Here is a 25248-nt window from a genome sequence, read left to right as displayed (position 1 = left end):
CATTCTCCGAGGGCCCTGCGAACGCCAGGGCCCATGCTCGAATTCCTGCGTGGCCGTGATGTTCTCGTGGCCGGCTGGGGCGTATCCGGACGCTCGCTGATCGAGCCCCTACGCGATATCGGCGCCCGACCGGTAGTCACCGACGGCGGCGCGTCCGCGCTGGCCGAGGCGGCCGGGCTCGGCCTGGACATCGCGACCTGCACCGAACTGGAGTCCGCCGACTGGAGCCGCTTCGCACTGGTCATCACCAGCCCGGGCTGGCGGCCGGACTCGCCGGTGCTGGCGGCGGCCGTGACCGAGGGCACCCCGGTCTGGGGCGACGTCGAATTCGCCTGGTGGGTCGATCAAGCCAGGATCTACGGCCCGGTCCGCAAGTGGTTGGTGGTGACCGGAACCAACGGCAAGACCACCACCACCTCGATGGTGCATTCGATCCTGCGCGCGGCGGGCATCGCCAGTGTGGCGTGCGGCAATATCGGGCTGCCGATCCTGGATGCCTTGCGGCGCAACCCGGGTCCGCAGGTGCTCGCTGTCGAGCTGTCGTCGTTTCAGCTGCACTGGGCGCCGTCGGTGCGGCCCGAGGCAGGCGTGGTGCTGAATGTCGCCGAGGATCACCTGGATTGGCACGGCGGCCTCGATGCCTACGCCGCCGCCAAGGCGCGGGCGCTGGTCGGCCGGGTCGGTGTGGTCGGACTGGACGATCCGGTGGCCGCCTCGCTCGCTCGCCGCGCTAAAGCCCGTCGGGTCATCGGTTTCCGGATCGGCGTGCCCGCCGACGGTGAGCTCGGCGTCGTCGACGGCAAGCTGCTCGATCGCGCGTTCACCAAGGCTGCGATCCTGGCCGAGGTCGGCGACATCAGCCCGCAGGGACCCGCGGGTATAGCCGACGCACTGGCCGCATCGGCGTTGACACGGGCCATCGATGTCGCACCACAGTTCGTCCGCGAGGGGCTCATCGAACACAAGGTCGGTCCGCATCGCGCGGCGTTCGTGCGCGAGCTGGACGGCGTCGAGTTCATCGATGATTCCAAGGCCACCAACCCGCACGCCGCGCGGTCATCGATCCTGGCCCATACGCAGGTGATCTGGCTCGCCGGTGGGCAATTGAAGGGCGCCGCGGTCGAGGATCTGATCGGGGAAGTCGCCGATCGGTTGGTCGCCGCTGTGCTGTTCGGGGCCGACGCGCCGGTGATCGCGGCCGCGTTGGCGCGACACGCACCCGAGGTCCCGGTCGTCGAGGTGCGCGCGGGAGACGATGCAGAGATGGGTAGAACCGAGAAGGCCGACGCCGTCATGGCCGAGGCCGTGCGCGCGGCGGCCGGGTTCGCCCGCCAGGGCGATACCGTACTGCTGGCTCCCGCCGCTGCCTCACTGGACATGTTCGCCGACTACACGCACCGCGGCCGCAGCTTCGCCGCGGCGGTGCACGCTCTGGAAGACGGTGACATCGGGCGGCGGCTATGACCGAGACGACGCGGCGGAGCATGCAGATGGGGACGAAGTTCGGCGCCTGGCTGGCCCGCCCGCTCGCGTCGTTCCACCTGGTTGTCACCATCGCCACGTTGCTGACCGTGCTCGGTCTCGTGATGGTGCTCTCCGCGTCGAGCGTCGAAGCGTACGCCGATGGCAGGTCGGCCTATTCGCTGTTCAACCAGCAGGCCATGTTCGCGGTCATCGGCTGCGTGCTGTTCTATCTCGCGCTGCGGATTCCGTTGCGACGACTGCGCCAGTGGTCCTTTCCGTTCTTCGCGATCTCGGTGATCGCGCTGGTGCTGGTGCTGATTCCGGGCATCGGCAGTGAGGTGCAGGGCTCACGGCGGTGGTTCGACGTCGGGCTGTTCTCGGTGCAGCCGTCGGAGATCGTCAAGGTGACGTTGGTGGTGTGGGGTGCGCATCTGCTCGCCTCGCGCCATGCGGAGCGGGCGAACCTCAAAGAGCTGCTGGTGCCGTTGGTGCCTGCCGGTCTGCTTGTCTGTCTGCTCGTGGTGCTCGAGCCCAATCTCTCCACCACCATCGCCCTCGGCATTGTGCTCGCGGCGTTGCTGTGGTTCGGCGGACTTCCGGTGCGGCTGTTCGTCACCATCGCGGTGTCCGGCGTTGTCGCGGCGGGCATTCTCGCCCTGTCCGCGGGTTACCGGTCCGACCGGATGCGCGCCTTTTTCAATCCGGGCGACGACCCACAGGGCATCGGTTATCAAGCGCGCCAAGCGTTGTACTCGCTGGCCGACGGCGGGATCTGGGGTCGTGGTCTCGGCCAGAGCCGTGCCAAGTGGAGCTATCTGCCCAACTCGCACAACGACTTCATCTTCGCCATCATCGGCGAGGAACTCGGCTTCCTCGGCTGTGCGCTCGTACTCGGACTATTCGCGCTGTTCGTCTATACCGGCCTGCGTATCGCGGGTCGCTCGGCCGATCCGTTCCTGCGGCTGCTCACCGCGACCGCGACCACCTGGATCACCGGGCAGGCCCTGATCAATATCGGTTACGTCGTCGGCCTGCTACCGGTGACCGGTCTGCAGTTGCCGCTGGTGTCGGCGGGCGGTTCGTCGCTGGCCATTACGCTGTTCATGTTCGGCATCATCGCCAACGCGGCCAGGCATGAGCCGGAGGCCGTTTCGGCGTTGCACGCCGGGCAGGACGGCCGGTTCAGCAGGCTGCTGCGGCTGCCGAAGCCAGAGGTGTATTCGCCCGCGAGGGCGGACGCGGCCAGGGCCCGCTCGGCCGCGGCCAGGGCGGCAAGGTCTGCCGAGAAGGCCCGCGCCGATCGGGCGAGAGCCGACCGAGCACGGCAGGCGGTGCCGCCCGCGCGGCGTCCGCAGGCCGGCGCCGATGCGGGCAGGCGCCGTGCACCGGAGAGCCGGGGCACGAGTTCGTTGCGGGCGACAAGGGCTTGGGAGCCGAGTTATCCGGTGAATCATGCGAGAGATCGGGGAAGATCCAGGTGAGTGACGTGCGGCCCGCGCGGCGACCGCTGTCGGTGATCGTCGCGGGCGGTGGCACCGCGGGACATATCGAACCGGCGCTGGCCGTCGCGGATGCGCTGAAGCGGCTGGACGATTCGATCCGGGTGACCGCGCTCGGCACCGAACGCGGACTGGAAACTCGCCTCGTACCCGAGCGCGGCTATCCGCTCGAGCTGATTCCGCCGGTTCCGTTGCCGCGCAAGCCGACCGCCGATCTGCTGCGCCTGCCCGGTCGTGTCCGTGCCTCGGTGGCCAGGACCAGGGAAATCATCGATGCGGTCGACGCCGATGTGATCGTCGGCTTCGGCGGCTATGTCGCGTTGCCCGCCTATCTGGCCGCGGGCCGGGGACTACTGCGTCGCAGGCGTGCGGTGCCGGTGGTGGTGCACGAGGCCAATGCGAAAGCGGGCATTGCCAATAAGGTCGGTGCTCGCCGCGCCGTGCGGGTGCTCGCCGCGGTGCCGGATTCGGGGCTCGCCCATGCCGAGGTCGTCGGCATCCCGGTGCGCGGCTCCATTACTTCACTGGACCGGGCAGCCCTGCAGGCCGAGGCGCGTGCGCACTTCGGGCTGCCCGCCGAGGGGCCGGTGCTGCTGGTGTTCGGCGGCTCACAGGGCGCGCGGACCCTGAACGAGGCGGTCGCCGCGGCCGCGCCGCAGCTGGCCGCGGCAGGCATCTCGGTGCTGCACGCACACGGTCCCAAGAACACCCTGGACGTCGCGGACTCGGGTGACGACCGATCGCGGTATGTCGCCGTGCCGTATCTTTCCCGCATGGATCTGGCCTACGCCGCCGCCGACGCGGTCGTTTGTCGGTCCGGTGCGATGACCGTCGCCGAGGTGTCGGCGGTCGGGCTGCCCGCCTTCTACGTGCCGCTGCCGCACGGCAATGGTGAGCAGGAGCTCAATGCCAGGCCGGTCGTCGGCCAGGGCGGTGGCAGAATTGTGGCCGATTCCGAATTGACCCCTGAATACGTGAGCGACGAGGTGATCCCACTGCTGACCGATCCCGCACGGCTGATCGAGATGAGCCTGCTCGCCGCAGGCGCTGGACACCGTGATGCCGCCGACGAGGTGGCGCGGATCATCGTGCAGGTGTCGGGCCGATGAGCGAGGCCAGTATCAACCAGGTGGAATCCGACACCGTGGACGGGCGTTCGGCGCTGCCGCCCGAACTGGAGCGGGTGCACATGGTCGGCATCGGCGGTGCCGGGATGTCCGGCATCGCGCGCATCCTGCTCGCGCGCGGCGGCGCGGTATCGGGCTCGGACGCCAAGGAGAGCCGCGGCGTGCTCGCGCTGCGGGCCCGTGGCGCGCAGGTGCGCATCGGTCACGACGGGAGCGCACTCGACCTGCTGCCCGGCGGCCCGACCGCGGTGGTCACCACCTATGCGGCCATCCCGAAGACCAATCCCGAACTGGTCGAGGCGAATCGACGCGGTATCCCGGTGCTGCTGCGCCCCGCCGTGCTCGCCTCGCTCATGCAGGGGCACCGGACGCTGCTGGTTTCCGGTACCCACGGCAAGACGTCCACCACATCGATGCTGATCGTGGCCTTGCAGCACTGCGGGTTCGATCCGTCCTTCGCGGTTGGCGGCGAGCTCAACGAGGCGGGCACCAATGCCCACCACGGCACCGGTGAGATCTTCGTTGCCGAGGCCGACGAGAGCGACGGCTCGCTGCTGCAATACGACCCGCATGTCGCGGTGGTCACCAATATCGAATCCGATCACCTGGACTTCTTCGGTTCCGACGAGGCCTACGTGCAGGTCTTCGACGACTTCGCCGATCGGCTTTCCGAGGGCGGACTGCTGGTGGTGTGCCTGGACGATCCCGGCTCGCTGGCACTGGCCGAACGTGTGGGCGCCCGCCTCGCGGAGAAGAACATTCGGGTACTCGGCTACGGGTCGGGCGAGCTGGCCGACGCGCCGGTGCCGGTCGGGGTGCGTCTGCACAGCTGGGAGCCGCGCGATGTCGGCGGCGTCGCCCAATTCCAGCTGGCCGATGAGCCGGCGCCGCGCACTCTGCGGCTGTCGGTGCCGGGCAGGCATATGGCGCTCAACGCGCTCGCCGCCCTGCTCGCCGCCCGCGCCGCCGGGGCAGACGTGGCCGAAATCGTCCAGGGTCTCGAGGGTTTCGGCGGGGTGCACCGCCGGTTCCAGTTCGTCGGACGGGAAAACGGCGTGCGCGTCTTCGACGACTACGCCCACCACCCGACCGAGGTGCGCGCGGTGCTCGGCGCCGCCGCCGAGCTGGTCCAGCAGGAAGCCCGCGACGGCGCCCGCTCCAGGCAGGGCCGGGTCATCGTGGTGTTCCAGCCGCACCTCTACAGCCGCACCGCCACCTTCGCCAACGACTTCGGGGCCGCGCTGAGCCTGGCCGACGAAGTGGTCGTGCTCGATGTCTACGGTGCGCGGGAGAAGCCGCTGCCCGGTGTGAACGGTGCGCTGGTTGCGCAGGCGGTCACCAAACCCGTGCACTACCAACCGGATATGTCGCGGGTCGGCCGTCAGGTCGCGGCGCTCGCGCTGCAGGGCGATGTGGTGATCACCATGGGCGCGGGCGACGTGACGATGCTCGGAAGTCAAATTCTCGACGGGCTACGGGCCCGTCCGCAGTACGGGCGGTGAGACGCGATGCCGTTGCCGTGGCGACGCATCCGGCTGTGGGGATCGCTCGGCGTGTGCCTGCTCGTCGTCCTCGGTGCGCTGTCCTGGTTCACGCCGGTGCTTTCGGTGCGCACCGTCAAGATCGACGGGTTGGTCGCGGTGCCGGAACAACAGCTGCGCGAGCAGTTGGAGATTCCGTCGGGGCGTTCGATGTTGCGTATCGATACGACGTCGGTGGCCGGGCGGGCGGCGAGCATCCCGAAGGTGCACACAGTTCGGGTGCAGCGCGTGTTTCCGTCCACCGTCAAAGTGACGGTGGTCGAGCGCACCCCCGTGTTGTTCTTCGACAGCCCACAGGGTGCGCACCTGATGGACGCGGAGAGTGTCGAGTTCGCGATCGAGCCCGCCCCGATCGACGTGCCGAAACTGATCACCGGGCACCCCGGCGGCGAGGATCCTGTCACCAGGGCCGCGATATCGGTGCTGGCCGTGCTGCCGCCCGCACTGAGCGGTCAGGTGGGCGAGGTTGTCGCGCGGTCGATTTCGGATATTTCGCTGAACTTGCGCGACGGCCGGACGGTACTGTGGGGCGGGACGAACGACGCCCAACGCAAGGCGGCTGTGGTTTTGCCGCTGCTCACCAGGGACGGCACGGTCTACGACGTTTCGAGTCCGAATCTCGTCACGGTAAGGTGATCGACACCCATTGCGCCCAGGGAATTTTCGGACGGGGCGTCGGGGGCAACCGTCCACGATACTGTGTGTTGTGCGGCGAGACGAGAGGGATCACACAAGATTCTCCTCACTCGTTTCGGCGCGCCTGCGCGCGGATCGCGGCGGCGGCGAATAGCGTTCCGCACCAGTCGGATACTTGACATAACGCCAACCCTATGGTTGAGGTTGAGGGTTTTGCTCCCGGCCGAGTGTCGAGAATCCGAAAACGACAGGCTTTAGATCGAAGGAAGGCGAGAGCCCATGACGCCCCCGCACAACTACCTTGCCGTGATCAAGGTCGTCGGTATCGGCGGCGGCGGTGTGAATGCCGTCAACCGGATGATCGAACAGGGTCTCAAGGGAGTCGAGTTCATCGCGGTCAACACCGACGCGCAGGCGCTGCTGATGAGCGACGCCGACGTCAAGCTCGACGTCGGCCGTGAACTCACCCGCGGCCTCGGCGCCGGTGCGGACCCCGAGGTCGGCCGCCGGGCCGCCGAGGACCACAAAGACGAGATCGAAGAGGTGCTCAAGGGCGCCGACATGGTCTTTGTCACCGCGGGCGAGGGCGGTGGCACCGGAACCGGTGGTGCGCCGGTCGTCGCCCAGATCGCACGTAAGCTCGGAGCGCTCACCATCGGTGTGGTCACGAGGCCGTTTTCCTTCGAAGGCAAGCGGCGTGGCAACCAGGCCGAGGTGGGCATCAACCTGCTGCGCGAATCCTGCGACACCCTGATCGTCATTCCGAACGATCGGCTACTGCAACTCGGCGACGCCGCGGTGAGCCTGATGGACGCGTTCCGCTCCGCCGACGAGGTGCTACTCAACGGTGTGCAGGGCATCACCGACCTGATCACGACGCCTGGCCTGATCAACGTCGACTTCGCCGACGTCAAGAGCGTGATGTCCGGCGCGGGCAGCGCGCTGATGGGTATCGGTTCGGCGCGCGGCGAGGGTCGCTCGGTGAAAGCCGCGGAGTCGGCGATCAATTCACCGCTACTCGAGGCGTCCATGGACGGCGCGCACGGTGTACTGCTTTCGATCGCGGGCGGCTCCGACCTGGGCCTTTTCGAGATCAACGAGGCGGCGTCGCTGGTGCAGGAGGCCGCGCACATCGAGGCCAACATCATCTTCGGCACGGTGATCGACGATTCGCTCGGCGACGAGGTGCGCGTCACCGTGATCGCGGCGGGCTTCGACAGCGGCGCGCCCTCCCGGCGCAGCTTCGAGCCCGTGAACCGGGGCGCGATCGGATCGGCGCGCGCGGGCGAAATCGCGCAGAGCCGCAGTAGCGAGGTGGCGGCATCGTCGCGTACCGAAACCTCTTCTGCCGCAAGTCAGCCCGCCTCGACGCGGGGAGCCGTGCCCAGCTACAGGGACAGCGAACGCGCCCGCACCCTCGCCGAGCCGACGGTCACCAACAACTCGCGCTCGCACATCGAACCTCCGGATGCGGGCGACGATGACGACGACGTCGACGTGCCCTCGTTCATGCGCAGGTAAGAACCGGGATCTCGGCGGGGGCGGGGGCCCGGTGTCAGCTGGGCCGCAGGGGGTGAAAACGGCTGTGACGTGGGATACGTGCAGTCGGGGAGGGACGGCACCGGCCGTTAGGCTGGTGTCATGACAACTGCGCTGACGCTGACCGTTCGACGGGTGACCACCACGCGAGCGGGGGGCTTCTCGGCGCCGCCGTACGACTCGTTCAATCTCGGCGATCACGTGGGGGACAATCCGGCGACAGTGCAGCGCAATCGGGATCGGCTGGCAGACGGGATCGGGCTGGCGCCGGAGCGCCTGGTGTGGATGGAACAGATCCACGGCCGCAATGTCGAAATTGTCGATGGCCCAAGGGCCGAGCCCGTCCCCGCTACCGACGCACTGGTGACCACCGTGCCCGGTCTCGCGCTGGTGGTGCTGACCGCGGACTGTGTGCCGATTCTGCTGTCCGACGACGAGGCGGGTGTGGTCGCGGCCGTGCACGCCGGACGTATCGGAGCCCGCATCGGCATCGTGCCGCGCGTGCTCGACGCGATGGTCTCCGTCGGTGCTCGCCTCGATCGGATCGGCGCCTTCCTCGGCCCGGCCGCCTCCGGCCGCCAATACGAGGTGCCCGCCGCGATGCGCGCCGATGTCGAGGCGCACCTGCCCGGCAGCGCGACCACCACCGTACGCGGCACTCCCTCCCTCGACCTGCGCGCCGGAATCCGCAGGCAGCTCACCGAAGCCGGTGTCGCGGCCGTCGCGGTCGACCCGCGCTGCACCATCGAAGATCGCACCCTGTTCAGCCACCGCCGCGGCGCGCCGACCGGCAGGATGGGCAGTGTGATCTGGGCACAGGCGGGCGCATGAGCGAGCGCGGCGAGCGAATCATGGTCGCGGCCGCGACCGAGTTGGAAATCCTTGCGGCCGACGCGGTCGACGGCAGGACCGCGGAGCTGGCGGAGAACCTCGCCGGACTGAACAAGCGGATCGGCGCGGCCTGTCATACGGCAGGGCGTGATCCGGCATCGGTGCGACTGCTGCCGGTGACGAAATTCTTCCCGGCCTCCGATGTCGCGATCCTGCACCGATTGGGTTGCCGCGAGTTCGGCGAGTCCAGGGAGCAGGAGGCCACCGCGAAGGTTGCCCAGCTCGGCGAACTGCCGGATGCGCGGTGGCACATGATCGGCCGGTTGCAGCGCAACAAGGCACGGATCGTCGCGCGCTGGGCCTATGCGGTGCACTCCGTGGACAGCGAACGATTGGCAATGGCTCTTGACACCGCGGCGCGCGCCGCGCTGGACGCGGGAGAGCGGATCGACCCGGTTCGGGTGCTTGTTCAGGTCAGCCTGGACGAGGACCCCGGCCGCGGCGGCGTCGCACCCGAAGAGCTTGCGGCGCTGGCGGACCGGATTGCCGACGCGGCAGGGCTGCGGCTGGCTGGGCTGATGGCCATTCCGCCGCTCGATGTCGACCCCGCGGCCGCGTTCGCCCGTCTCGCCGAGGTGCATAGCCGACTACTCGTCGACCATCCCCACGCGCGAGAACTTTCCGCCGGAATGTCCGGTGATCTGGAATCGGCAATCGAACACGGTTCCACCTGTGTGCGTGTCGGAACCGCCTTGATGGGCGCTCGACCGATAACCTCGGCGTAGCAAAGAAACCTCATCAGTCACATTCGACACATATGCTTTGGGACAGAAGAGGGCTGAGCAAGACTTCAACACCCGGCCGCCACCGGGGCCGAAGGAAGGTCGACCAGATGAGCACGCTGCACAAGTTCAAGGCGTACTTCGGCATGGTTCCGCTCGAGGATTACGAAGACGACTACGTCGCCGAGCACGCCCCTCGGGGTGTGGACGAGCGTGCCACCCGTAGGCCCCGTGAGTACTCCGACCGCGCGGGCTACGGTGCCCCGCGTTATTCGGACGATCGGTATGGTGCCGATCGCTTCGATGAATCCGATTACCCGGAGCCGGCTTACAAGTCGCCGTACAAGGCCGGGTACCCGGTGTCACGTCGGGACGACTATGCCGACGACTCCTACGGTGACGACCGCTACGAGGCGCCGCGCCGCCCCACCCGGATCGAGTCTGCGCCGACCGCAGGCCGATTCCGTGCCGGTGGCAGCGCGCCGATGATGCGGGGAGCCACCAGGGGTGCGCTCGCCGTCGATCCCGAGGCCGAGGAGCGGCGGCTGGAAGAGCGCGTGCGCCCCGAGCCCGCCCCCGCGCGTCGTCCGGGGATCTTCGAGGACGGAGGTCCCTTGTCCAAGATCACGACGCTGCGCCCGCGTGACTACAGCGAGGCCCGCATCATCGGTGAGCGGTTCCGCGAGGGCAACCCGGTGATCATGGACCTGGTCGACCTGAGCAACGCCGATGCCAAGCGGCTTGTCGATTTCGCCGCGGGCCTGGCCTTCGCGCTGCGTGGTTCGTTCGACAAGGTCGCCACCAAAGTGTTCCTGCTCTCACCGGCCGACGTGGACGTATCGGCCGAAGAGCGCCGTAGGATCGCCGAAACCGGCTTCTACAACCAGAAATAGCGGTGTGATCCGGGGGTGGTCTCAGACCTGTCGCACATGGGGCGGTGTGGTCATTTTGCGCGGCGGGGATTTTCGGGCAGAGTGAAGTCGTGGCCTTGTTCGCGGTGCTGTACTTCGTACTGTTCATCTTCTGGCTGTTGTTGATCAGCCGGGTGATCGTCGAGTTCATCCGTAGCTTTGCGCGCGACTGGCGCCCGAGCGGCTTCGTCGTCGTCATCCTCGAGGTGATCTTCACGATCACAGACCCTCCGGTGAAACTCCTGAGGCGGTTGATACCACCGGTGTCACTGGGGGGAATTCGACTCGACCTGTCGATTATGGTCCTGCTTTTCATCGTCTTCATCCTGATGTCGATCGTGGGCAGGCTCGGGCAACCGGTAGCCCCGGTGTGACAGAATGAACCGAGAAGATAGCTTGCTAGATCTGCTAGATCTCCAAAAGACGCGTGAAGGGATCCTTCCATGCCGCTGACCCCAGCCGATGTGCACAACGTCGCGTTCAGCAAACCGCCGATCGGGAAGCGCGGCTACAACGAGGATGAAGTAGACGCCTTCCTGGATCTCGTGGAGCAGGAGCTCTCGCGGCTGATCGAGGAGAACGCCGACCTGCGCCAGCGGGTCGCCGAGCTGGACGCGGAACTGGCCGATGCCAAGAAGAATCGCGGTCCTGCCAGCGTAAATAACGTGAAGGCTCAGGTGCAGCAGGCCCCGCCGCCACCCGAGCCGATCAAACCTCCGGTGCAGCAGGCACCGCCGCCCGTCCCGATGCCGGTGGCCGCGCCCGTCGCCAAGGAAGCGCCGAGTGCCGATGCGAATCTGCAGGCAGCCAAGGTGCTCAGCCTCGCCCAGGAGATGGCGGACCGGCTGACCAGCGACGCCAAGTCCGAGGCGGAGAACCTGCTTTCGAACGCGCGGGCAAATTCCGAGCGACTTGTCGGTGACGCCAGGACTCGCTCCGAGTCCATGATTGCCGACGCCCGTCAGAAGTCGGATGCGATGCTGTCGGACGCGCAGAACCGTTCGGACAACCAGCTGCGGCAGGCGAAGGAAAAGGCCGACGCCCTGCAGGCCGATGCCGAGCGCAAGCACACCGAGATCATGGCGACCATCACCCAGCAGCGCAGCGTGCTGGAGAGCCGGATCGAGCAGCTCAAGACCTTCGAACGCGAATACCGCGTGCGGCTGAAGTCCTACCTGGAATCACAGCTCGAGGAGCTGGAGAACCGCGGCTCGGCCGTTCCGGTCGACGGCGGCGAGGCCTTCGCCGACGCGAACACGGCCAACAACCTCGCGCCTGCGTCGTTTGCCAAGGGCGGCAAGTAGTCTCGTCCTCAGGCCGACCAGTCGCCTGTGTAGTCCTGCCGCCTGGCATGCCTAGGGGGTCATCATGCTCGTCTTGACACTCGTCCTCGCTGCTATCGGTTTTGCCCTGCTAGTGGCCGCTTTGACTACCGGATCGGTGGTGTGGGCGTGGGGGTGCATCGTTGTCTGTGTGCTGGGTGCGGTGCTGTTGTTGGTGAGTGCGTTGTCGATGCGGAGTCCGGACAGTGATTCCACGCCGCCGCCGGGGCGACACGCCAAGCGTTGAGGTCGGGCCACGGAAACTGGTTTGACCGCACTGGCTAGAATCAAACATATGCGGCGTAGATCCGGCCATCACCGGGGAGTCTTCGGAAGAACGGCGCCACGAGCGAACGCTCGGCACGCTCAGTAGAACCGAACGGGCGAGCCCGTCACAGCTCACAACGAGAGGTCCAGGGCAGTTCTCCTTGGACAAGCGGGGTGGTACCGCGGTATCGGCGCAACCGGCGCCGGAATCGTCCCCGTGCTGACACATACGCGCCCACGGCGCGGCGGCACGAGGAGACGGCATCCGCGATGGCGGACGACACTTCCAGTAGCGCATACCCACGCGTCGATCTCGGCGCGGGCAGCGGGGCTTCCTTCCCTGACCTGGAGCGACGTGTCCTCGACGCGTGGACGGACGACGACACCTTCCGTGCCAGCATCGAAAACCGTTCGGGTGCAGCGGAGTTCGTCTTCTACGACGGCCCTCCGTTTGCCAACGGTCTGCCGCATTACGGGCATTTGCTCACCGGCTATGTGAAGGACTTGGTTCCGCGATTCCAGACCATGCGCGGTAAGCGCGTCGATCGGCGATTCGGCTGGGACTGTCACGGATTGCCCGCGGAAATCGAGGCGGAAAAGCAGCTCGGTATCACGGACAAATCACAGATCGACGAGATGGGGCTGGCGGAATTCAACGCCGCCTGTAAATCTTCGGTGCTGCGCTACACCGGGGAATGGCGCGATTACGTGACGCGTCAGGCGCGGTGGGTCGACTTCGACAACGACTACAAGACACTGGATCTCGACTTCATGGAGTCGGTGATGTGGGCGTTCAAGTCGCTGCACGAGAAGGGCCTGATCTATCAGGGCTTCCGGGTGCTGCCCTACAGCTGGTACGAGCAGACCCCGCTGTCCAACCAGGAGACCCGCCTCGACGACGCCTACAAGATGCGTCAGGACCCGGCCGTCACCGTGGACATGGTGTTGCGGGTGCCCGCCGAGCATCCGCTGCACGCGCTCGACGGCGCGAATGCGCTGATCTGGACCACCACGCCGTGGACCCTGCCGTCCAACCTCGCCATCGCGGTGCACTCGGACGTGCGCTATGTGCACCTGCGCGCGGCCGACGGCAAGCGGTACGTGCTGGCCGCCGAACGGGCATCGCACTACACCCGCGAGTTCGGCGAGGAGCCGGAGGTGCTGTCGGAGTACGACGGCGCCGCGCTCGCCGACCTGTCCTACGAGCCGCCGTTCGACTTCTTCGTCGGTCATCCACGGGCCCACCGGGTCCTGACCGCCGACTACGTCACCACCGACTCCGGCACCGGAATCGTCCATCTCGCTCCCGCTTTCGGTGAGGAGGACATGGATGTCGCCACCATCAACGGTATCGAGCTGGTGCAGCCGCTGGATCCGGGCGGCAAGTTCACCTCGATGGTGCCGCCGTACGAGGGCATGATGGTCTTCGACGCCAACCCGGTGATCATCAAGGACCTCAAGGCCGCGGGAAAGCTGTTGCGGCACGAGACGATCGAGCACTCCTACCCGCACAGCTGGCGTTCGGGCCAGCCGCTGATCTACATGGCGGTGCCGTCCTGGTTCGTCGCGGTCACCAAGTTCCGCGACCGGATGGTGGAGCTCAACAAGCAGATCAGCTGGGTACCCGAACACATCCGCGACGGCCAATTCGGCAAGTGGCTGGAGGGTGCGCGGGACTGGAACATCAGCCGCAATCGCTACTGGGGCAGCCCTATCCCGGTGTGGGTGTCCGACGACCCGGCCTACCCGCGCACCGATGTGTACGGCTCGCTCGACGAGCTGGAGCGCGATTTCGGCGTCCGTCCGACCGACCTGCACCGGCCGATGATCGATGACCTGACCAGGCCCAACCCTGACGATCCGACGGGCCGTTCGACCATGCGCCGGGTACCGGAGGTGCTGGACTGCTGGTTCGAGTCGGGCTCGATGCCATATGCCCAGGTGCACTACCCGTTCGAGAACAAGGAGTGGTTCGACAGCCACTTCCCCGGTGATTTCATCGTCGAGTACAACGGGCAGACGCGTGGCTGGTTCTACACGCTGCACGTGCTCTCGACCGCCCTTTTCGACAGCCACGCCTTCAAAACCGTTGCCGCGCATGGCATCGTGCTCGGTGACGACGGGCTGAAGATGAGCAAGTCCAAGGGCAACTACCCGGACGTGAACGAGGTGTTCGATCGGGACGGCTCGGATGCGATGCGCTGGTTCCTGATGAGCTCGCCGATCCTGCGCGGCGGCAACCTCATCGTCACCGAGCGTGGTATCCGCGAAGGCGTCAGCCATGCGTTGCGCCCGCTGTGGAATGCGTGGACCTTCCTGCAGCTCTACGCATCCCAGCCGGGCACGTGGCGCACCGACTCGACGAACGTGCTGGATCGCTACATCCTGGCCAAGCTGGCCGAGACCAGGGACGCGATGACCGAAGCGCTGGAGACCTACGACATCGCGGGCGCCTGCGAGGAACTGCGCTCCTTTGCCGATGCCCTCACCAATTGGTATGTGCGCCGGTCGCGTTCGCGCTTCTGGAGCGAGGATCGCGACGCCGTCGACACTCTGCACACGGTGCTCGAGGTGGTCACCAGGCTGGCCGCACCGCTGCTGCCGCTGATCTCCGAGGCGATCTGGCGCGGGTTGACCGGCGAGCGGTCGGTGCACCTCGCCGACTGGCCCAAGGAGGGTGAGCTGCCGGAGGATCCGGAACTGGTTGCCGCGATGGACGAGGTCCGCGTGGTCTGCTCGACGGTGCTGAGTCTGCGCAAGGCCCAGAACCTGCGGGTGCGGCTGCCGCTGGCCGAGGCCACCATCGCAGCGCCCGACGCCGACCGGATGCGTCCCTACGCGGACATCATCGCCGACGAGGTGAACGTCAAGAAGGTCGATCTGACCACCGACGTCGCCGTACACGGCCGCTTCGAGCTGGTCGTCAACGCTCGCGCCGCAGGCCCGCGCCTCGGCAAGGACGTGCAGGCGGTGATCAAGGCGGTGAAGGCGGGCGAGTGGTCCGAGGACGCCGACGGTGTTGTCACGGCGGCGGGTATTCAGCTGCTCCCGGAGGAGTACACCCAGCGCCTGGTCGCCGCCGAGCCCGAATCCACCGCGGCGCTGCCGGGCAATGCCGGTCTGGTGGTGCTGAATTCGGTGGTGACCGAGGAACTGGAGGCCGAGGGCTGGGCCCGCGATGTGATCCGCGATCTGCAGGAGACCCGAAAGTCCGCCGGACTGGAGGTTTCCGACCGCATCACGGTGGTCCTCGAGGTGCCTGCGGAGCGGGCGGCGTGGGCGCAGACCCATCGCGACCTCATCGCCGGTGAAATCCTCGCCACCGAGCTGACTTTCGGTGACCCGGGTGCCGATGCCGCCGAAATCGTCGGCGGCGTGCGGGTTTCCCTCGCCAAGGTCTGATCGGGATCCGATCGACAGCCAGGGGCGGGACCGACGCGGTCCCGCCCCTGGCTATGTGTAGTCGTTCTCGGTGAGCGCGATCAGGTAGGCCCGGCGTTCGGCGATCTTGGCCTCGCGCATCACGAACGTCTCGCCCGCCACCATCCGGACCGGCTCACCGGTCTTGTGCGTGGCTTCGATGGTCAGCTCGGCCATCACCACGTTCGCGAGCAGTTGACTGTGATCAAGATCACATGCTGAAGATTTGCTGGAACTCTTGTCGCGATCTTGAAGGGGGCGGCACAATCGGATTTGTTACTGCTGGTGCGCAGGTGTACTCCTGTTACGGCAGTGAATGTTCGTGCTGTACTGATCTACCTGAAATACCTTGTGCTGGTTGCGGATTCGCGCTGACAAGCGGTCGGCGAGCAGTTGCTACGGCACAGGTGCTGTGAGGTGCGGCTCCACCCCATCGATGAGGCCGGTGCCGCGCGGTAGCCGGGTCGACGGAAGGGGCGAAGCACGTGACGAGGAAACCATTGCACCGGATAGCCATCGGGTTTCTGGTGTCCACCGTCGTGACAGTCGTTCTCGCGAGTCCGGTCTGGGGGGATTCCGGAAGTGCGGGGTCCGGCTCGGCATCCGGATCCGGGTCGGGCAGCTCCAGCGGCTCGGCGATGCTGCCGGTACCGAGCTCGCACGGGCTCGGAGCGCTCGCGGCGGCCGTGACGCAGACAGGCAAGGCCTACGAATGGGGCGCGGCCGGCCCCTTCACCTGGGACTGCTCGGCTCTGGTCCAATGGGCGTTTCGCCAGGTGGGGGTGAATTTGCCGCGGACAACGTGGCAGCAGGCCAGGGTGGGGATGCCGGTTCCGTTCGGAGCGCTCTCGCCGGGCGATGTGGTTGTGTTGAACCGCGACGCCTCCCACGTCGGCATCTACGCCGGGTTCGGGCAGATCTTCAACGCCTACGACTGGGGCGTGCCGGTCGGACTGAGCCCGCTGAACGAGTTCGACATCTTCACCATTCGTCGCTTCTGAGCGTTGCTCGTCCGCGACGCCGGTCGCGCCGCGGGCTCTGTCGAGCCACCATTCAACCGGATCACTGGTGCGGCCCGGCCGGCTGCGCATGCTGATGGAAGAGGCAGCCGGACCAGGGCCGTCTCGCGGCCGGAGAGTCCTGCGCGGCGTCAGTCGACGAGGGCGCGCACTCGCGGTCCGTACTCGGGATGCGCCAGGGCCGAGGCGAATTGGGCGACCAGGTAGTCGGCGGGGTTGCCGGTGTCGTACCAGCGGCCGTTGATGACCTGGCCGAAGACCGGGTTTTCGGCGGCGTGCACGTTGATGGCGTCGGTCAGGTAGACCTCGCCCTCGCGGTGTTCGTACCAGCGTTGGGTCTGCCTGCGCAGCTCATCGACGATGCCGGGAGTGACCACGTAGCCGCCGATCGCGGCGAAGTCGGACGGCGCGTCCTCCGGCTTGGGCTTCTCCATCAGGCCGGTGATGCGCAGCAGGCCGTTGCCTTGGTCGTCGGCGACCACCGGTACGCCGTAGCGCTGGGATTCGGACGGGTCCATCGGCATCAGCGCGAGCACCGGCGCGCCGGTGGCCTCGTAGGCGTCGATGAGCTGCTGGGCGCGCGGCACCTCGGCGACGAAGACGTCGTCGGGCCATAGGACCAGCATCGGTTCGTCACCCGCGTTGCGGGCCGCGTTCAGTACCGGGGTGCCGTTGCCGTAGGGGCCGTGCTGGTCGAGATAGGTGATGTGGCCGAGCCGGGAGAGTTCGCCGACCTCCTCGACGGCGTCGGCGTATGCGGTCTTGCCGTCCGCGCGTAGCTGCGCGACCAATTGGGGGTTGGGTCGGAAGTGGTCCTGGATCAACGACTTTCCGCTGCTGACGACGATGGTGATGTCGGTGATGCCCGACGCGACCAGCTCACGGACGGTGTGCTCGATGACCGGCTTGTCGCCGACCGGCAGCATCTCTTTGGGGATGGCCTTGGTCAGCGGGAGGAGCCGGGAGCCGATTCCGGCGGCCGGGATCACGGCCTTGCGGATCTTCATGAACCGATCATCACATACCTCGGTGGCCGAAAAGTCCGATCCCCGACCTTCGGCGGTTCCGCGACCTGGCACGTATACCTCGGGTTGCCTGCCGGATCGGGCCAGGTCACGGCCGTTTCGCCGCAGCGGGGGTGGTTCGGGAACGCGCCGTAAAGGCTTCAATGGCCTTTACCCAAGATCTGCGGCAACCCGACAGTGACCGCACAGTTCGGCGGGTGCCCGATCTGTCGGTAGGGCGGCGTAGATTTCGGGTCGTGAGCACCGACAACACCGCCATCGCCGCAGGCGCGGCAGGCGGCGTCCTCGGTGCGGCGGGTGCGACCGCGGCGGGTGTGGCGGCGTCTGCCACGAGCCGCGCGGCCCGGCGATGGGTGCTGCACATCGACATGGATGCCTTCTTCGCTTCGGTCGAGCAACTGACCCGTCCGACCCTGCGCGGTCGCCCCGTTCTGGTGGGTGGCACGGGCGGGCGCGGTGTCGTCGCCGGTGCGAGCTACGAGGCGCGGGTGTTCGGCGCGCGCTCGGCGATGCCGATGCATCAGGCGCGACGGCTGGTCGGCGGCGCCGCGGTGGTGGTGCCGCCGCGCGGAGCCGTGTACAGCGTGCTGAGCGCGCAGGTGTTCGACGCGTTGCGCAGCCGGATCCCGGTGCTGGAGACATTGTCGTTCGACGAGGCGTTCGGCGAGCCCGCCGAATTGGCCGGGGCGACGGCGCAGCAGGTGCACGAATTCTGCGAGCACCTGCGGAGGCTGGTGCGTGAGCGGACCGGGCTGGTCGCCTCGGTCGGGGCAGGAACCGGCAAGCAGCTGGCCAAGATTGCCTCCGGCCTGGCCAAACCCGATGGGATCCGGGTGGTTTCGCCGGATGAGCAGCATCGGCTGCTTGCCGGTCTGCCGGTGCGCAAACTGTGGGGTATCGGGCCGGTGGCCGAGAGCAGGCTGCGCTCGCTCGGCATCGAGACCGTCGGCGCGTTCGCGGCGCTGCCCGAGTCCGAGGCGGTATCGATCCTCGGCGGCAGCATCGGCGCGGCGCTGCATCGGCTGGCCCGCGGCATCGACGACCGCCCGGTCGCCGAACGCGCCGAGGCCAAACAGATCAGCGCCGAAACCACCTACGAGAGCGACATCGTCACCCTCGCCCAGCTGCGGCCCGCGATCGAGGCGATGGCCGGTGCCGCGCACGCCAGGCTCGACAAGGACGGACGCGCCGCCCGCACGGTGGTGCTGAAGCTGAAGAAATCCGACATGAGCATCGTGACCAGGTCGTTCACCCTGCCGTACGCGACAGCGGATCTGGCGACCCTGGGCACCGCCGCGCAGCGCTCCGCGATCGATCCTGCCGAGCTCGGCCCGATCCGGTTGGTCGGCGTGAGCTTCGGTGGACTCTCGACGGTGCGGCAGGAATCGCTGTTCCCCGAACTGGATCAATCGCCGGTCGAAGAGCACAGCGAGGAGCCCGAGTGGGTGCCTGCTCCCGTCGCGGAGCCGGGTTCCGAGGCGCCGCAAGCCGATTCGTCGACCAGGCGGGCGGCCCAGTGGTATTCGGGCATGGACGTGGCGCACCCCGAATTCGGACACGGCTGGGTGCAGGGCGCCGGACTCGGTGTGGTCACCGTCCGGTTCGAGACCAGCTCGACAGGGCCGGGTCCGGCGCGTACTTTCGCTGCCGACGACATCAGTTTGTCCCGGGCTGATCCACTAGGCAGTCTCCGCTGACCGGTAGCCTGTGATACTCGTGCAGCGGCGCAGGTTCGGTTGGACGCTGCCCGGGTTGACCCGTACCTACTCGAACGTAAAGGACGAGCAGTTGAAGCTTCGTAAGACTGGACGCATCGCGATCGCCGGCCTGGCCATCGCCGCCACCCTGAGCATGACCGCATGTGGTGGCGACGACAAGAAGGAAACCGCCACGCCGACCCGCACTACGACCAGCGCCGCGGCCGCGGCGTCGGCGAACAACCTGCCGCCGGTCCCGACCGTGGCGGAGCTGAACACCGCACTGCAGAAGGCGCTGGATCCGTCCATCCCGAACGCCGACAAGCTCGACATGGTCCAGGGTGCGCAGGCCGACCCGGAGCTGCCCAACCGCCTCGCCGAGGCCGCCAAGAGCGCCAACATCCAGGTCGCCGTCACCGAGGTGACGCCCTTCGGTGACAGCGTCAACGCCAAGGCGAACTTCACCATCAACGGCCAGACCAACATCGTCGACGTGCCCTTCGTCGCCGAAGACGGCAAGTGGAAGGTCCAGAAGACCTGGGCCTGCACCATGCTGAGCAACCTCGGCCAGCAGTCGGTGGCCTGCACCAGCTAGTTCTTTCGGTGTCGGTCGGCCCCTGCAGTTTCGGGGGTCGGCCGCGCCTCCACGGCACGCAGCCAACAAGTTTCGTCGGCAAACTATTCCGCTACTATCGGGCACCGTGGCTGACACGATGGTGTGGGCGGGGCAGCCGTCCGTCGAGGCATCCGAGCCCGGGACGGCACAACCGAAGAGACGTGGGGGATGGGCCGCGCCCGTCGCGTTGATCGCGGGTCTGCTCGGCGCACTGTTCGCGGTGGCAGTGCCCTTGCTGCCGGTGCGCGTGGACGCGGCGACGCTGACCTGGCCGCAGGCCGGATCCGCACGCAGTATCGAGGCCCCGCTGGTCTCTTATGCGCCACTGACTTTCGACGCCACCCTGCCCTGCGCGGCGATCAACCAGCTCAGCCTCACCGGCGGCGTGCTCGCCGCGACCGGACCGGCAGGAGCGCCGAATCTCGAGCGGTACGGGTTCGTCGCACGAGTGCAGCCACCCCGCGCCGACACTGCGGCGCGACTCGACGTGGTGCTGAGAAACCAGGCGCTGCTCAGCGTTCCGGTCGACCAATTGGTCCCTGGCTGCGAGCTCACCGTGCACGCCGACACCACCAGCGCGACCGCCACCCTGGTCGGATTCGAAGCTCCGGGCTTCCCGGTGGTGCTCAACGGCGACTTCCGACCACAAATGGTCGGCGTCTTCAGTGATCTGGCCAGTGCCGACGGCGCGCGGGTCACCGCGGCACTCGACACCAGGTTCTCCTCCACTCCCACGCCGATAAAGCGCGCGGCGATCTGGCTTGCGGTGCTGTGCACCGTCGTTTCGCTGGTCGCGCTGTACCGGCTCGATCGGCGCGACGGCCGCCGCACGCGTCGGGTCCTCCCGCAGCGCTGGTGGATGTTCTCCCTGCTCGACGGCGTGGTGCTCGGCACGATGGTGCTGTGGTATTTCATCGGCTCCACCACCTCCGATGACGGTTACCAGTTCGGCATGGCGCGCGCGTCCGGCGTCGCGGGCTATATGGCCAACTACTTCGCGTATTTCGGGGTGCCCGAAAATCCGGTCGGGACACCGTATTACGACCTGATCCGGCTCATGACGGAGGTGAGCACCGCCAGCCCATGGGTGCGGCTGCCCGCCCTGCTCTGCGGTGTGCTGATGTGGCTGCTGCTCAGCCGTGAGGCGGCGCCCCGCCTCGGAGTCGCGGTGCGGCACAACCGGGTCGCGATGTGGACCGGGGCGCTCGGCTTCCTGACCATCTGGTTGGCCTACGACAACGGGTTGCGTCCGGAACCGCCGGTCGCGCTCGGGCTGCTGCTGACGTGGTGCCTGGTCGAACGCGCCATCGGGACTCGGCGGTTGCTGCCCGCAGGCCTGGCGATCCTGGTCGCGGCGTTCAGTTGCACGGCAGGGCCCTCGGGTGTCATCTGTATCGCCGCGCTGCTTGCGGGGTTGCGGCCGGTCGCGCGAATCATCATGGCCCGCATCGGTGGCGAGGGTTCGGTGCGCGCGCGGGTCATCGGCTACGCGACGTTGCTCGCCCCGCTGCTTGCGGCAGGCGTCGTCGCGCTGGCGGTGATGTTCGCCGACCAGCCGCTTGCGGCGATGTTCGAGATGAAGCGCGTACATCACATCGTCGGCCCGGATGTGCAGTGGTTCGACGACTATCTGCGCTACCAGTACCTGTTCCAAGGCGAGACCGACGGTTCGGTCGGCCGCCGGATCGGCGTCTTCGCGATGCTGGTCGGGCTGGCCGTGTGTGTGCTCATGTTGCTGCGCAAGGGCGGCCGGATCCCGCGGACCGCGGCAGGCCCGACGCGACGCATCCTCGGCGTCACCGTCGGCGCGCTGCTGCTGGTCATGATCACGCCTACCAAGTGGACTCATCACTTCGGCGTGTACGCAGGGGTGGCCGGGGCCGTCGCGATGGTCACCGCCATGGCGGTCGGCCCACGGGTATTGCGGGCGCCGCGTAACCGGGCGCTGTTCGCCGGGCTGCTCGCGTTCGTGCTCGCGCTGGTGTTCTCCGGGCCCAACAAGTGGTGGTACGTCTCGTCTTACGGCATTCCGTGGTGGGACAAGCCGCCCGTCGTTGCCGGGCTCGGGCTCAACAAGTTGTTCCTCGTCGCGACTGTACTGTTGCTTGTCGTGGCTGCGTGGTGGCACATTCGTGCGCCGGAACCCGGTACACCGCATCGGATTTCGCGATTCGCCTGGCGAGTGTCGCTGCTGCCGCCGCTGACCATCGCGCTTGCGTTGCTCGTGGTGTGGGACGTCGGCTCGTTCGCCAAGGCGGCGGTGGCGCAGTATCCGGCGTTCTCGCTGGCGCGCTCGAATATCGCCGCGGTGTCGGGGGATACGTCAGGGCTTGCCGGCCAGGTGCTGGTCGAGACCGATCCGAATGCGGGGATGCTGCGGCCCTTGACCGGCGACGCGGTCAGCACATTGGCGGGCAGCAGCGGAACCGGATTCAGCGGCAACGGTGTCGCCAACGATCTGCGCCCTGACGACGAAGCGAGCTCCTCCGGCAGTATCGCCGACGTCCTCAGCAGCAAGTCGGCCACTGAGAACACCGCCGGAACAGCAAGTGCCGCATTGCCATTCGGTCTCGACCCGGCGACCACGCCGATGCTCGGCACCTACCGTTCCGGCGACGCGGGCCCCGCCGGCCTGACCACCGGCTGGTATCGCCTGCCCGACCCGGGTGATCGCGCGGGCATTTTCGTGCTGAGCGCGGCAGGGCGGATCAGGTCGGTCGACGCCGATGGCATCGTCACGCCGGGGCAGACTCTCGAAATCGAGTACGGTGCCACCGATTCCGCGACGACCGCGGAAGCCCTCGGCCGGATCACCCCGATCGACATCGGCCCTGCGCCGTCGTGGCGGAACCTGCGGGTGTCGTTCACCGACATTCCGGACGGTGCCGACGTGATCCGGATCGTCGCCGTCGACCGGGACCGCAACCCGAAGCAGTGGCTGGCGCTGACCCCGCCGCGGGTGCCACAGACCAGGACGCTCGACGAGTTCGTCGGCTCGAAGGTCCCGGTGCTGACCGATTGGATGGTCGGACTGCAGTTCCCGAACCAGCGTCCCTACGACCACCGCAACGGCATGGCCGAAATCCCGGCCTACCGAATCCTGCCCGACCGCCCAGGCGCCGAAATCACCAGCCTGTGGCAGAGCCACGACGGCGGCGGCCCCCTCGGCTGGACCGACCTGCTGCTGCGCTCCCGCAGCCTGGCCACCTACCTGAACAACGACTGGCGGCGCGACTGGGGCGAGCTCCAGCAGTTCAGCAGGATCGATTCGAGCGCAGATCCGGCACGGCCGACGATCTCTGAACAAGACCACTCCGGACTCTGGACCCCGGGGCACATCAACACGGACTACTGAGCGCCCGGGCACAGGGAACCGGCTCGTCAACGGAGCACGGTTTCCGTAGCATCCGAGGATGCGGTTCGGCAGTCGGCGATCACAGCTGTGGCGGAGAGTTCGGTGAATGGGTCCATCTGCGTGGTTTCGTGAGTGTGCCCAACGCCTGACCGCCGCATTCGGTAAGTCGGAGGAGGGGCCAGCCGGATTGGTCAGGCGACACGCCGCCGGAGTGGATGAGGTCGGGCGGGTTTCCCCTCGGGGTGATGGCGATAGCGCCGATGCCATCGGCAGAAGTGCCGCAGACATGGAGGCCGGGTCGTCCGCGACCCATTCGGCTGGATCTGCGCCTGGTCGTCGTGCCCCGCTGACCGACCTTTCGGATGTGCCACAGATGAGTGAACTTCTCCGTGTGGGACCGACTGCGACCAACGCGGAATTGCGTTCGCTGTTGTCCGGGATCGAACGACAATACGGTCCGTATACTTTGCAACTTCGCGACGTCCGATATTCGAACGCGACCGAGACCATCAGAAGCGGCCAGGGTGTTCCCGGGATTCGATACGATGCTATGCTTTCCGATAAGTACGGCAGGCATGTTGGAACTGTCTCCAACATATTTTATAGAGACCCGCAAGGGCGGTTGGTTGTCGAGAATGCCGATCTATCCTTGATTCCCAAGGCTCAGGGAAAGGGGTTCGCGACGACATTCAATGCTTCGATGGATCAATACTATCGTCGGTCTGGCGTTGATCGAATTGAACTGCAAGCAGTGGATGATGGCGGTCTCGTCTGGGCGCGGTCGGGCTACGACTACATTACCGACGACCCGAACTTGCTAGCGAAATCGAGATCCTCTATCGAGGAACGCATATCAAAAATATACGGGAAATGCTCGGACGCCGATAAGGCACAGCTGGACGACTTTATCAGAAGGTTTGGAACGGGAAACCCAGCTGAGTATCCTTCTCCGAACGAGCTGGCCAGCCTGACAAGCGCTGATCCTGGGCGTGGCGAAAAAGTTTCGCTCGGCGAAAAATTGATGAAGACTTCGAGATGGTTCGGAATGAGGGTTCTATGAACGTGTCACCCGCTGAAGAAAATTTCATCCGAGCGCGTAGCAAGGCAATGTCGGATCATTTCATGGAATTTGTTGTCGCTCGCGGACTCGACATGGATGCCGACACCTGGCCCGACGCTGATCGCAGCGAGTTCGAAGTACGCAACCGCGCTCTTATCGACGAATGGAAACGCAAAGCCGAGCGATTGTGAGCGCGGTGCCGAACTACACGGCGCCGAACTAACTGCCTCCAGCACCGATCGCCTGCACCCTGGTCCGCCTACTATTCCGGGCGCGGCGTAGGGCATCGGTGGTGAAGATGGCCAGTGCGGCCCAGATCAGTGCGAAACCGGCCCAGCGCGATGCGGGCATGGGTTCGTGGGCGACAGCGATGCCCCAGGCCATCTGGAGGGCGGGCGTGAGGTACTGGAGCAGGCCCATGGTGGACAGCGGAACGCGTTGCGCGGCAACGGCGAACAGCAGCAGCGGAACAAGCGTCACCGGACCGGTCGACATCATCAGCGCGGTATGCCCCGCGCCGGACCCGAATTCGCTGTCCCCCGCCACCGCCGACACGACGACGAACGCCAGCGCGAACGGCGCCGCGACCATGCCCTCGGCGGCGATCCCGCGCAGCGCATCGAGCGCGATCACCTTCTTGACCAATCCGTAGGTCGCGAACGAACAGGCCAGCGCGAGCGCGATGACCGGCGGCCTGCCGTAGTCGACGGTGAGCACCGCGACCGCGACGGCACCGAGACCGAGCGCGGCCCACTGCGCCCTGGCCAGTCGCTCGCGGAAGATGAGCACGCCGAATGCCACGGTTACCAGTGGATTGACGAAGTAGCCGAGCGCGCACTCCACCACGTGCCCGGAGGTGACCCCGAACACATACACACCCCAGTTCAGCGACAGCGCCGCCGAGGCCACCGCGGCGAGCCGCCAGGTCTTCGCGTCGACCCCGCGCATCTCGCGCAGTCGTCCGGTCGCCATCAGCACCACGACCACCAACACGAGCGTCCACAGAATCCGTTGCGCTACCACCTCCGCCGGACTGGCGAACGCCAGCAGCCCGAAGAACGCGGGGAAAAGACCCCAGATGAAAAATGCGCCCGCACCGAAGACAACACCTGGGACCGAGCTGCTACGCCGCACGCT

22 protein-coding genes are annotated in these 25248 nt (G+C 67.0%); 19 read left to right on the top strand and 3 right to left on the bottom strand.

Annotated features, from left to right (window positions below; all coding sequences use genetic code 11):
- Positions 1-33: 33 nt before the first annotated feature.
- The 13 genes from murD (at position 34) to ileS (ending at position 15321) form a co-directional block, all read left to right on the top strand.
- The gene (gene murD / locus ACFQZZ_RS13685; RefSeq protein WP_378679186.1) at positions 34-1464 is read left to right on the top strand and encodes a UDP-N-acetylmuramoyl-L-alanine--D-glutamate ligase; all 1431 of its coding nucleotides are present in this window, start codon (positions 34-36) and stop codon (positions 1462-1464) included.
- Positions 1465-1490: 26 nt separating this feature from the next.
- The gene (ftsW, locus tag ACFQZZ_RS13680) at positions 1491-2945 is read left to right on the top strand and encodes a putative lipid II flippase FtsW (protein WP_378679183.1); all 1455 of its coding nucleotides are present in this window, start codon (positions 1491-1493) and stop codon (positions 2943-2945) included.
- Positions 2946-2950: 5 nt separating this feature from the next.
- Positions 2951-4072, top strand: coding sequence for an undecaprenyldiphospho-muramoylpentapeptide beta-N-acetylglucosaminyltransferase (murG, locus tag ACFQZZ_RS13675; protein ID WP_378680522.1), 1122 nt, complete (start codon positions 2951-2953; stop codon positions 4070-4072).
- Positions 4069-5592: a UDP-N-acetylmuramate--L-alanine ligase gene (murC, locus tag ACFQZZ_RS13670; RefSeq protein WP_378679180.1), complete on the top strand. Its 1524-nt coding sequence runs from the start codon at positions 4069-4071 to the stop codon at positions 5590-5592. The genes murG and murC overlap by 4 nt, the downstream gene beginning before the upstream one ends.
- A gap of 6 nt (positions 5593-5598) precedes the next feature.
- Positions 5599-6267 (top strand): cell division protein FtsQ/DivIB, encoded by a 669-nt coding sequence (locus tag ACFQZZ_RS13665; protein WP_378679177.1) that lies wholly within the window; start codon positions 5599-5601, stop codon positions 6265-6267.
- A 279-nt stretch (positions 6268-6546) separates the two neighbouring features.
- Positions 6547-7788: a cell division protein FtsZ gene (gene ftsZ / locus ACFQZZ_RS13660; RefSeq protein ID WP_378679175.1), complete on the top strand. Its 1242-nt coding sequence runs from the start codon at positions 6547-6549 to the stop codon at positions 7786-7788.
- Positions 7789-7908: 120 nt separating this feature from the next.
- A complete protein-coding gene (gene pgeF, locus ACFQZZ_RS13655; RefSeq protein ID WP_378679172.1) occupies positions 7909-8637 on the top strand; it encodes a peptidoglycan editing factor PgeF in 729 nt (242 codons plus the stop codon).
- A gap of 20 nt (positions 8638-8657) precedes the next feature.
- On the top strand, positions 8658-9422 hold the full coding sequence (locus ACFQZZ_RS13650; RefSeq protein ID WP_378680519.1) for a YggS family pyridoxal phosphate-dependent enzyme: 765 nt from the start codon (positions 8658-8660) through the stop codon (positions 9420-9422).
- 107 nt (positions 9423-9529) lie between these two features.
- Positions 9530-10312 (top strand): cell division protein SepF, encoded by a 783-nt coding sequence (gene sepF / locus ACFQZZ_RS13645; protein WP_378679169.1) that lies wholly within the window; start codon positions 9530-9532, stop codon positions 10310-10312.
- A gap of 89 nt (positions 10313-10401) precedes the next feature.
- Positions 10402-10704 (top strand): YggT family protein, encoded by a 303-nt coding sequence (locus tag ACFQZZ_RS13640; protein WP_228000883.1) that lies wholly within the window; start codon positions 10402-10404, stop codon positions 10702-10704.
- Positions 10705-10773: 69 nt separating this feature from the next.
- Positions 10774-11634, top strand: coding sequence for a DivIVA domain-containing protein (locus ACFQZZ_RS13635; protein ID WP_378679166.1), 861 nt, complete (start codon positions 10774-10776; stop codon positions 11632-11634).
- A gap of 64 nt (positions 11635-11698) precedes the next feature.
- The gene (locus ACFQZZ_RS13630) at positions 11699-11899 is read left to right on the top strand and encodes a hypothetical protein (protein WP_378679163.1); all 201 of its coding nucleotides are present in this window, start codon (positions 11699-11701) and stop codon (positions 11897-11899) included.
- Positions 11900-12189: 290 nt separating this feature from the next.
- The gene (gene ileS, locus ACFQZZ_RS13625; protein ID WP_378679160.1) at positions 12190-15321 is read left to right on the top strand and encodes an isoleucine--tRNA ligase; all 3132 of its coding nucleotides are present in this window, start codon (positions 12190-12192) and stop codon (positions 15319-15321) included.
- A gap of 51 nt (positions 15322-15372) precedes the next feature.
- Here the strand turns inward: ileS and ACFQZZ_RS13620 are convergent, their stop codons facing one another.
- Entirely contained in the window at positions 15373-15516 is a 144-nt protein-coding gene (locus ACFQZZ_RS13620) for a hypothetical protein (RefSeq protein ID WP_378679157.1), read from the bottom strand.
- A gap of 308 nt (positions 15517-15824) precedes the next feature.
- Here ACFQZZ_RS13620 and ACFQZZ_RS13615 point away from each other — a divergent pair, with 308 nt between their 5' ends.
- Complete coding sequence (locus tag ACFQZZ_RS13615) at positions 15825-16340, top strand: NlpC/P60 family protein (protein ID WP_378679155.1); 516 nt, start codon at positions 15825-15827, stop codon at positions 16338-16340.
- A gap of 149 nt (positions 16341-16489) precedes the next feature.
- Here ACFQZZ_RS13615 and ACFQZZ_RS13610 read toward each other — a convergent pair whose 3' ends face one another.
- Positions 16490-17365: a UTP--glucose-1-phosphate uridylyltransferase gene (locus tag ACFQZZ_RS13610; protein WP_378679153.1), complete on the bottom strand. Its 876-nt coding sequence runs from the start codon at positions 17363-17365 to the stop codon at positions 16490-16492.
- Between the two features lie 386 nt (positions 17366-17751).
- On the opposite strand from ACFQZZ_RS13610, the gene ACFQZZ_RS13605 reads away from it, so the two are divergent.
- From ACFQZZ_RS13605 to ACFQZZ_RS13585, 5 genes are all read left to right on the top strand, one after another.
- Positions 17752-19080: a DNA polymerase IV gene (locus ACFQZZ_RS13605; RefSeq protein WP_378680516.1), complete on the top strand. Its 1329-nt coding sequence runs from the start codon at positions 17752-17754 to the stop codon at positions 19078-19080.
- A 91-nt stretch (positions 19081-19171) separates the two neighbouring features.
- Positions 19172-19675: a hypothetical protein gene (locus ACFQZZ_RS13600; protein WP_378679151.1), complete on the top strand. Its 504-nt coding sequence runs from the start codon at positions 19172-19174 to the stop codon at positions 19673-19675.
- Between the two features lie 106 nt (positions 19676-19781).
- The gene (locus tag ACFQZZ_RS13595; RefSeq protein WP_378679148.1) at positions 19782-23051 is read left to right on the top strand and encodes an arabinosyltransferase domain-containing protein; all 3270 of its coding nucleotides are present in this window, start codon (positions 19782-19784) and stop codon (positions 23049-23051) included.
- Between the two features lie 373 nt (positions 23052-23424).
- Complete coding sequence (locus ACFQZZ_RS13590; RefSeq protein ID WP_378679146.1) at positions 23425-24111, top strand: hypothetical protein; 687 nt, start codon at positions 23425-23427, stop codon at positions 24109-24111.
- Positions 24108-24302, top strand: a complete 195-nt coding sequence (locus ACFQZZ_RS13585; RefSeq protein ID WP_378679143.1) for a hypothetical protein — start codon at positions 24108-24110, stop codon at positions 24300-24302. The genes ACFQZZ_RS13590 and ACFQZZ_RS13585 overlap by 4 nt, the downstream gene beginning before the upstream one ends.
- 28 nt (positions 24303-24330) lie before the next feature.
- Here the strand turns inward: ACFQZZ_RS13585 and rarD are convergent, their stop codons facing one another.
- Positions 24331-25245, bottom strand: a complete 915-nt coding sequence (rarD, locus tag ACFQZZ_RS13580; protein WP_378679140.1) for an EamA family transporter RarD — start codon at positions 25243-25245, stop codon at positions 24331-24333.
- Between the last annotated feature and the right edge of the window lie 3 nt (positions 25246-25248).

Origin of the sequence: Nocardia sp. GCM10030253 (genome assembly GCF_042675075.1) — a bacterium.
Taxonomy (GTDB): Bacteria; Actinomycetota; Actinomycetes; order Mycobacteriales; family Mycobacteriaceae; genus Nocardia.
The sequence above is the reverse complement of the archived record's forward strand: the minus strand, read 5'-3'. Positions and strand labels throughout refer to the sequence as shown.

Coding starts and splice junctions, on each gene's coding strand:
- murD (WP_378679186.1), top strand. CDS start 34: ATGCTCGAATTCCTGCGTGGCCGTGATGTTCTCGTGGCCGGCTGGGGC.
- ftsW (WP_378679183.1), top strand. CDS start 1,491: ATGGGGACGAAGTTCGGCGCCTGGCTGGCCCGCCCGCTCGCGTCGTTC.
- murC (WP_378679180.1), top strand. CDS start 4,069: ATGAGCGAGGCCAGTATCAACCAGGTGGAATCCGACACCGTGGACGGG.
- ACFQZZ_RS13665 (WP_378679177.1), top strand. CDS start 5,599: ATGCCGTTGCCGTGGCGACGCATCCGGCTGTGGGGATCGCTCGGCGTG.
- ftsZ (WP_378679175.1), top strand. CDS start 6,547: ATGACGCCCCCGCACAACTACCTTGCCGTGATCAAGGTCGTCGGTATC.
- pgeF (WP_378679172.1), top strand. CDS start 7,909: ATGACAACTGCGCTGACGCTGACCGTTCGACGGGTGACCACCACGCGA.
- ACFQZZ_RS13650 (WP_378680519.1), top strand. CDS start 8,658: ATGGTCGCGGCCGCGACCGAGTTGGAAATCCTTGCGGCCGACGCGGTC.
- sepF (WP_378679169.1), top strand. CDS start 9,530: ATGAGCACGCTGCACAAGTTCAAGGCGTACTTCGGCATGGTTCCGCTC.
- ACFQZZ_RS13635 (WP_378679166.1), top strand. CDS start 10,774: ATGCCGCTGACCCCAGCCGATGTGCACAACGTCGCGTTCAGCAAACCG.
- ACFQZZ_RS13630 (WP_378679163.1), top strand. CDS start 11,699: ATGCTCGTCTTGACACTCGTCCTCGCTGCTATCGGTTTTGCCCTGCTA.
- ileS (WP_378679160.1), top strand. CDS start 12,190: ATGGCGGACGACACTTCCAGTAGCGCATACCCACGCGTCGATCTCGGC.
- ACFQZZ_RS13620 (WP_378679157.1), bottom strand. CDS start 15,516: ATGGCCGAGCTGACCATCGAAGCCACGCACAAGACCGGTGAGCCGGTC.
- ACFQZZ_RS13610 (WP_378679153.1), bottom strand. CDS start 17,365: ATGAAGATCCGCAAGGCCGTGATCCCGGCCGCCGGAATCGGCTCCCGG.
- ACFQZZ_RS13605 (WP_378680516.1), top strand. CDS start 17,752: ATGGATGCCTTCTTCGCTTCGGTCGAGCAACTGACCCGTCCGACCCTG.
- ACFQZZ_RS13590 (WP_378679146.1), top strand. CDS start 23,425: ATGAGTGAACTTCTCCGTGTGGGACCGACTGCGACCAACGCGGAATTG.
- ACFQZZ_RS13585 (WP_378679143.1), top strand. CDS start 24,108: ATGAACGTGTCACCCGCTGAAGAAAATTTCATCCGAGCGCGTAGCAAG.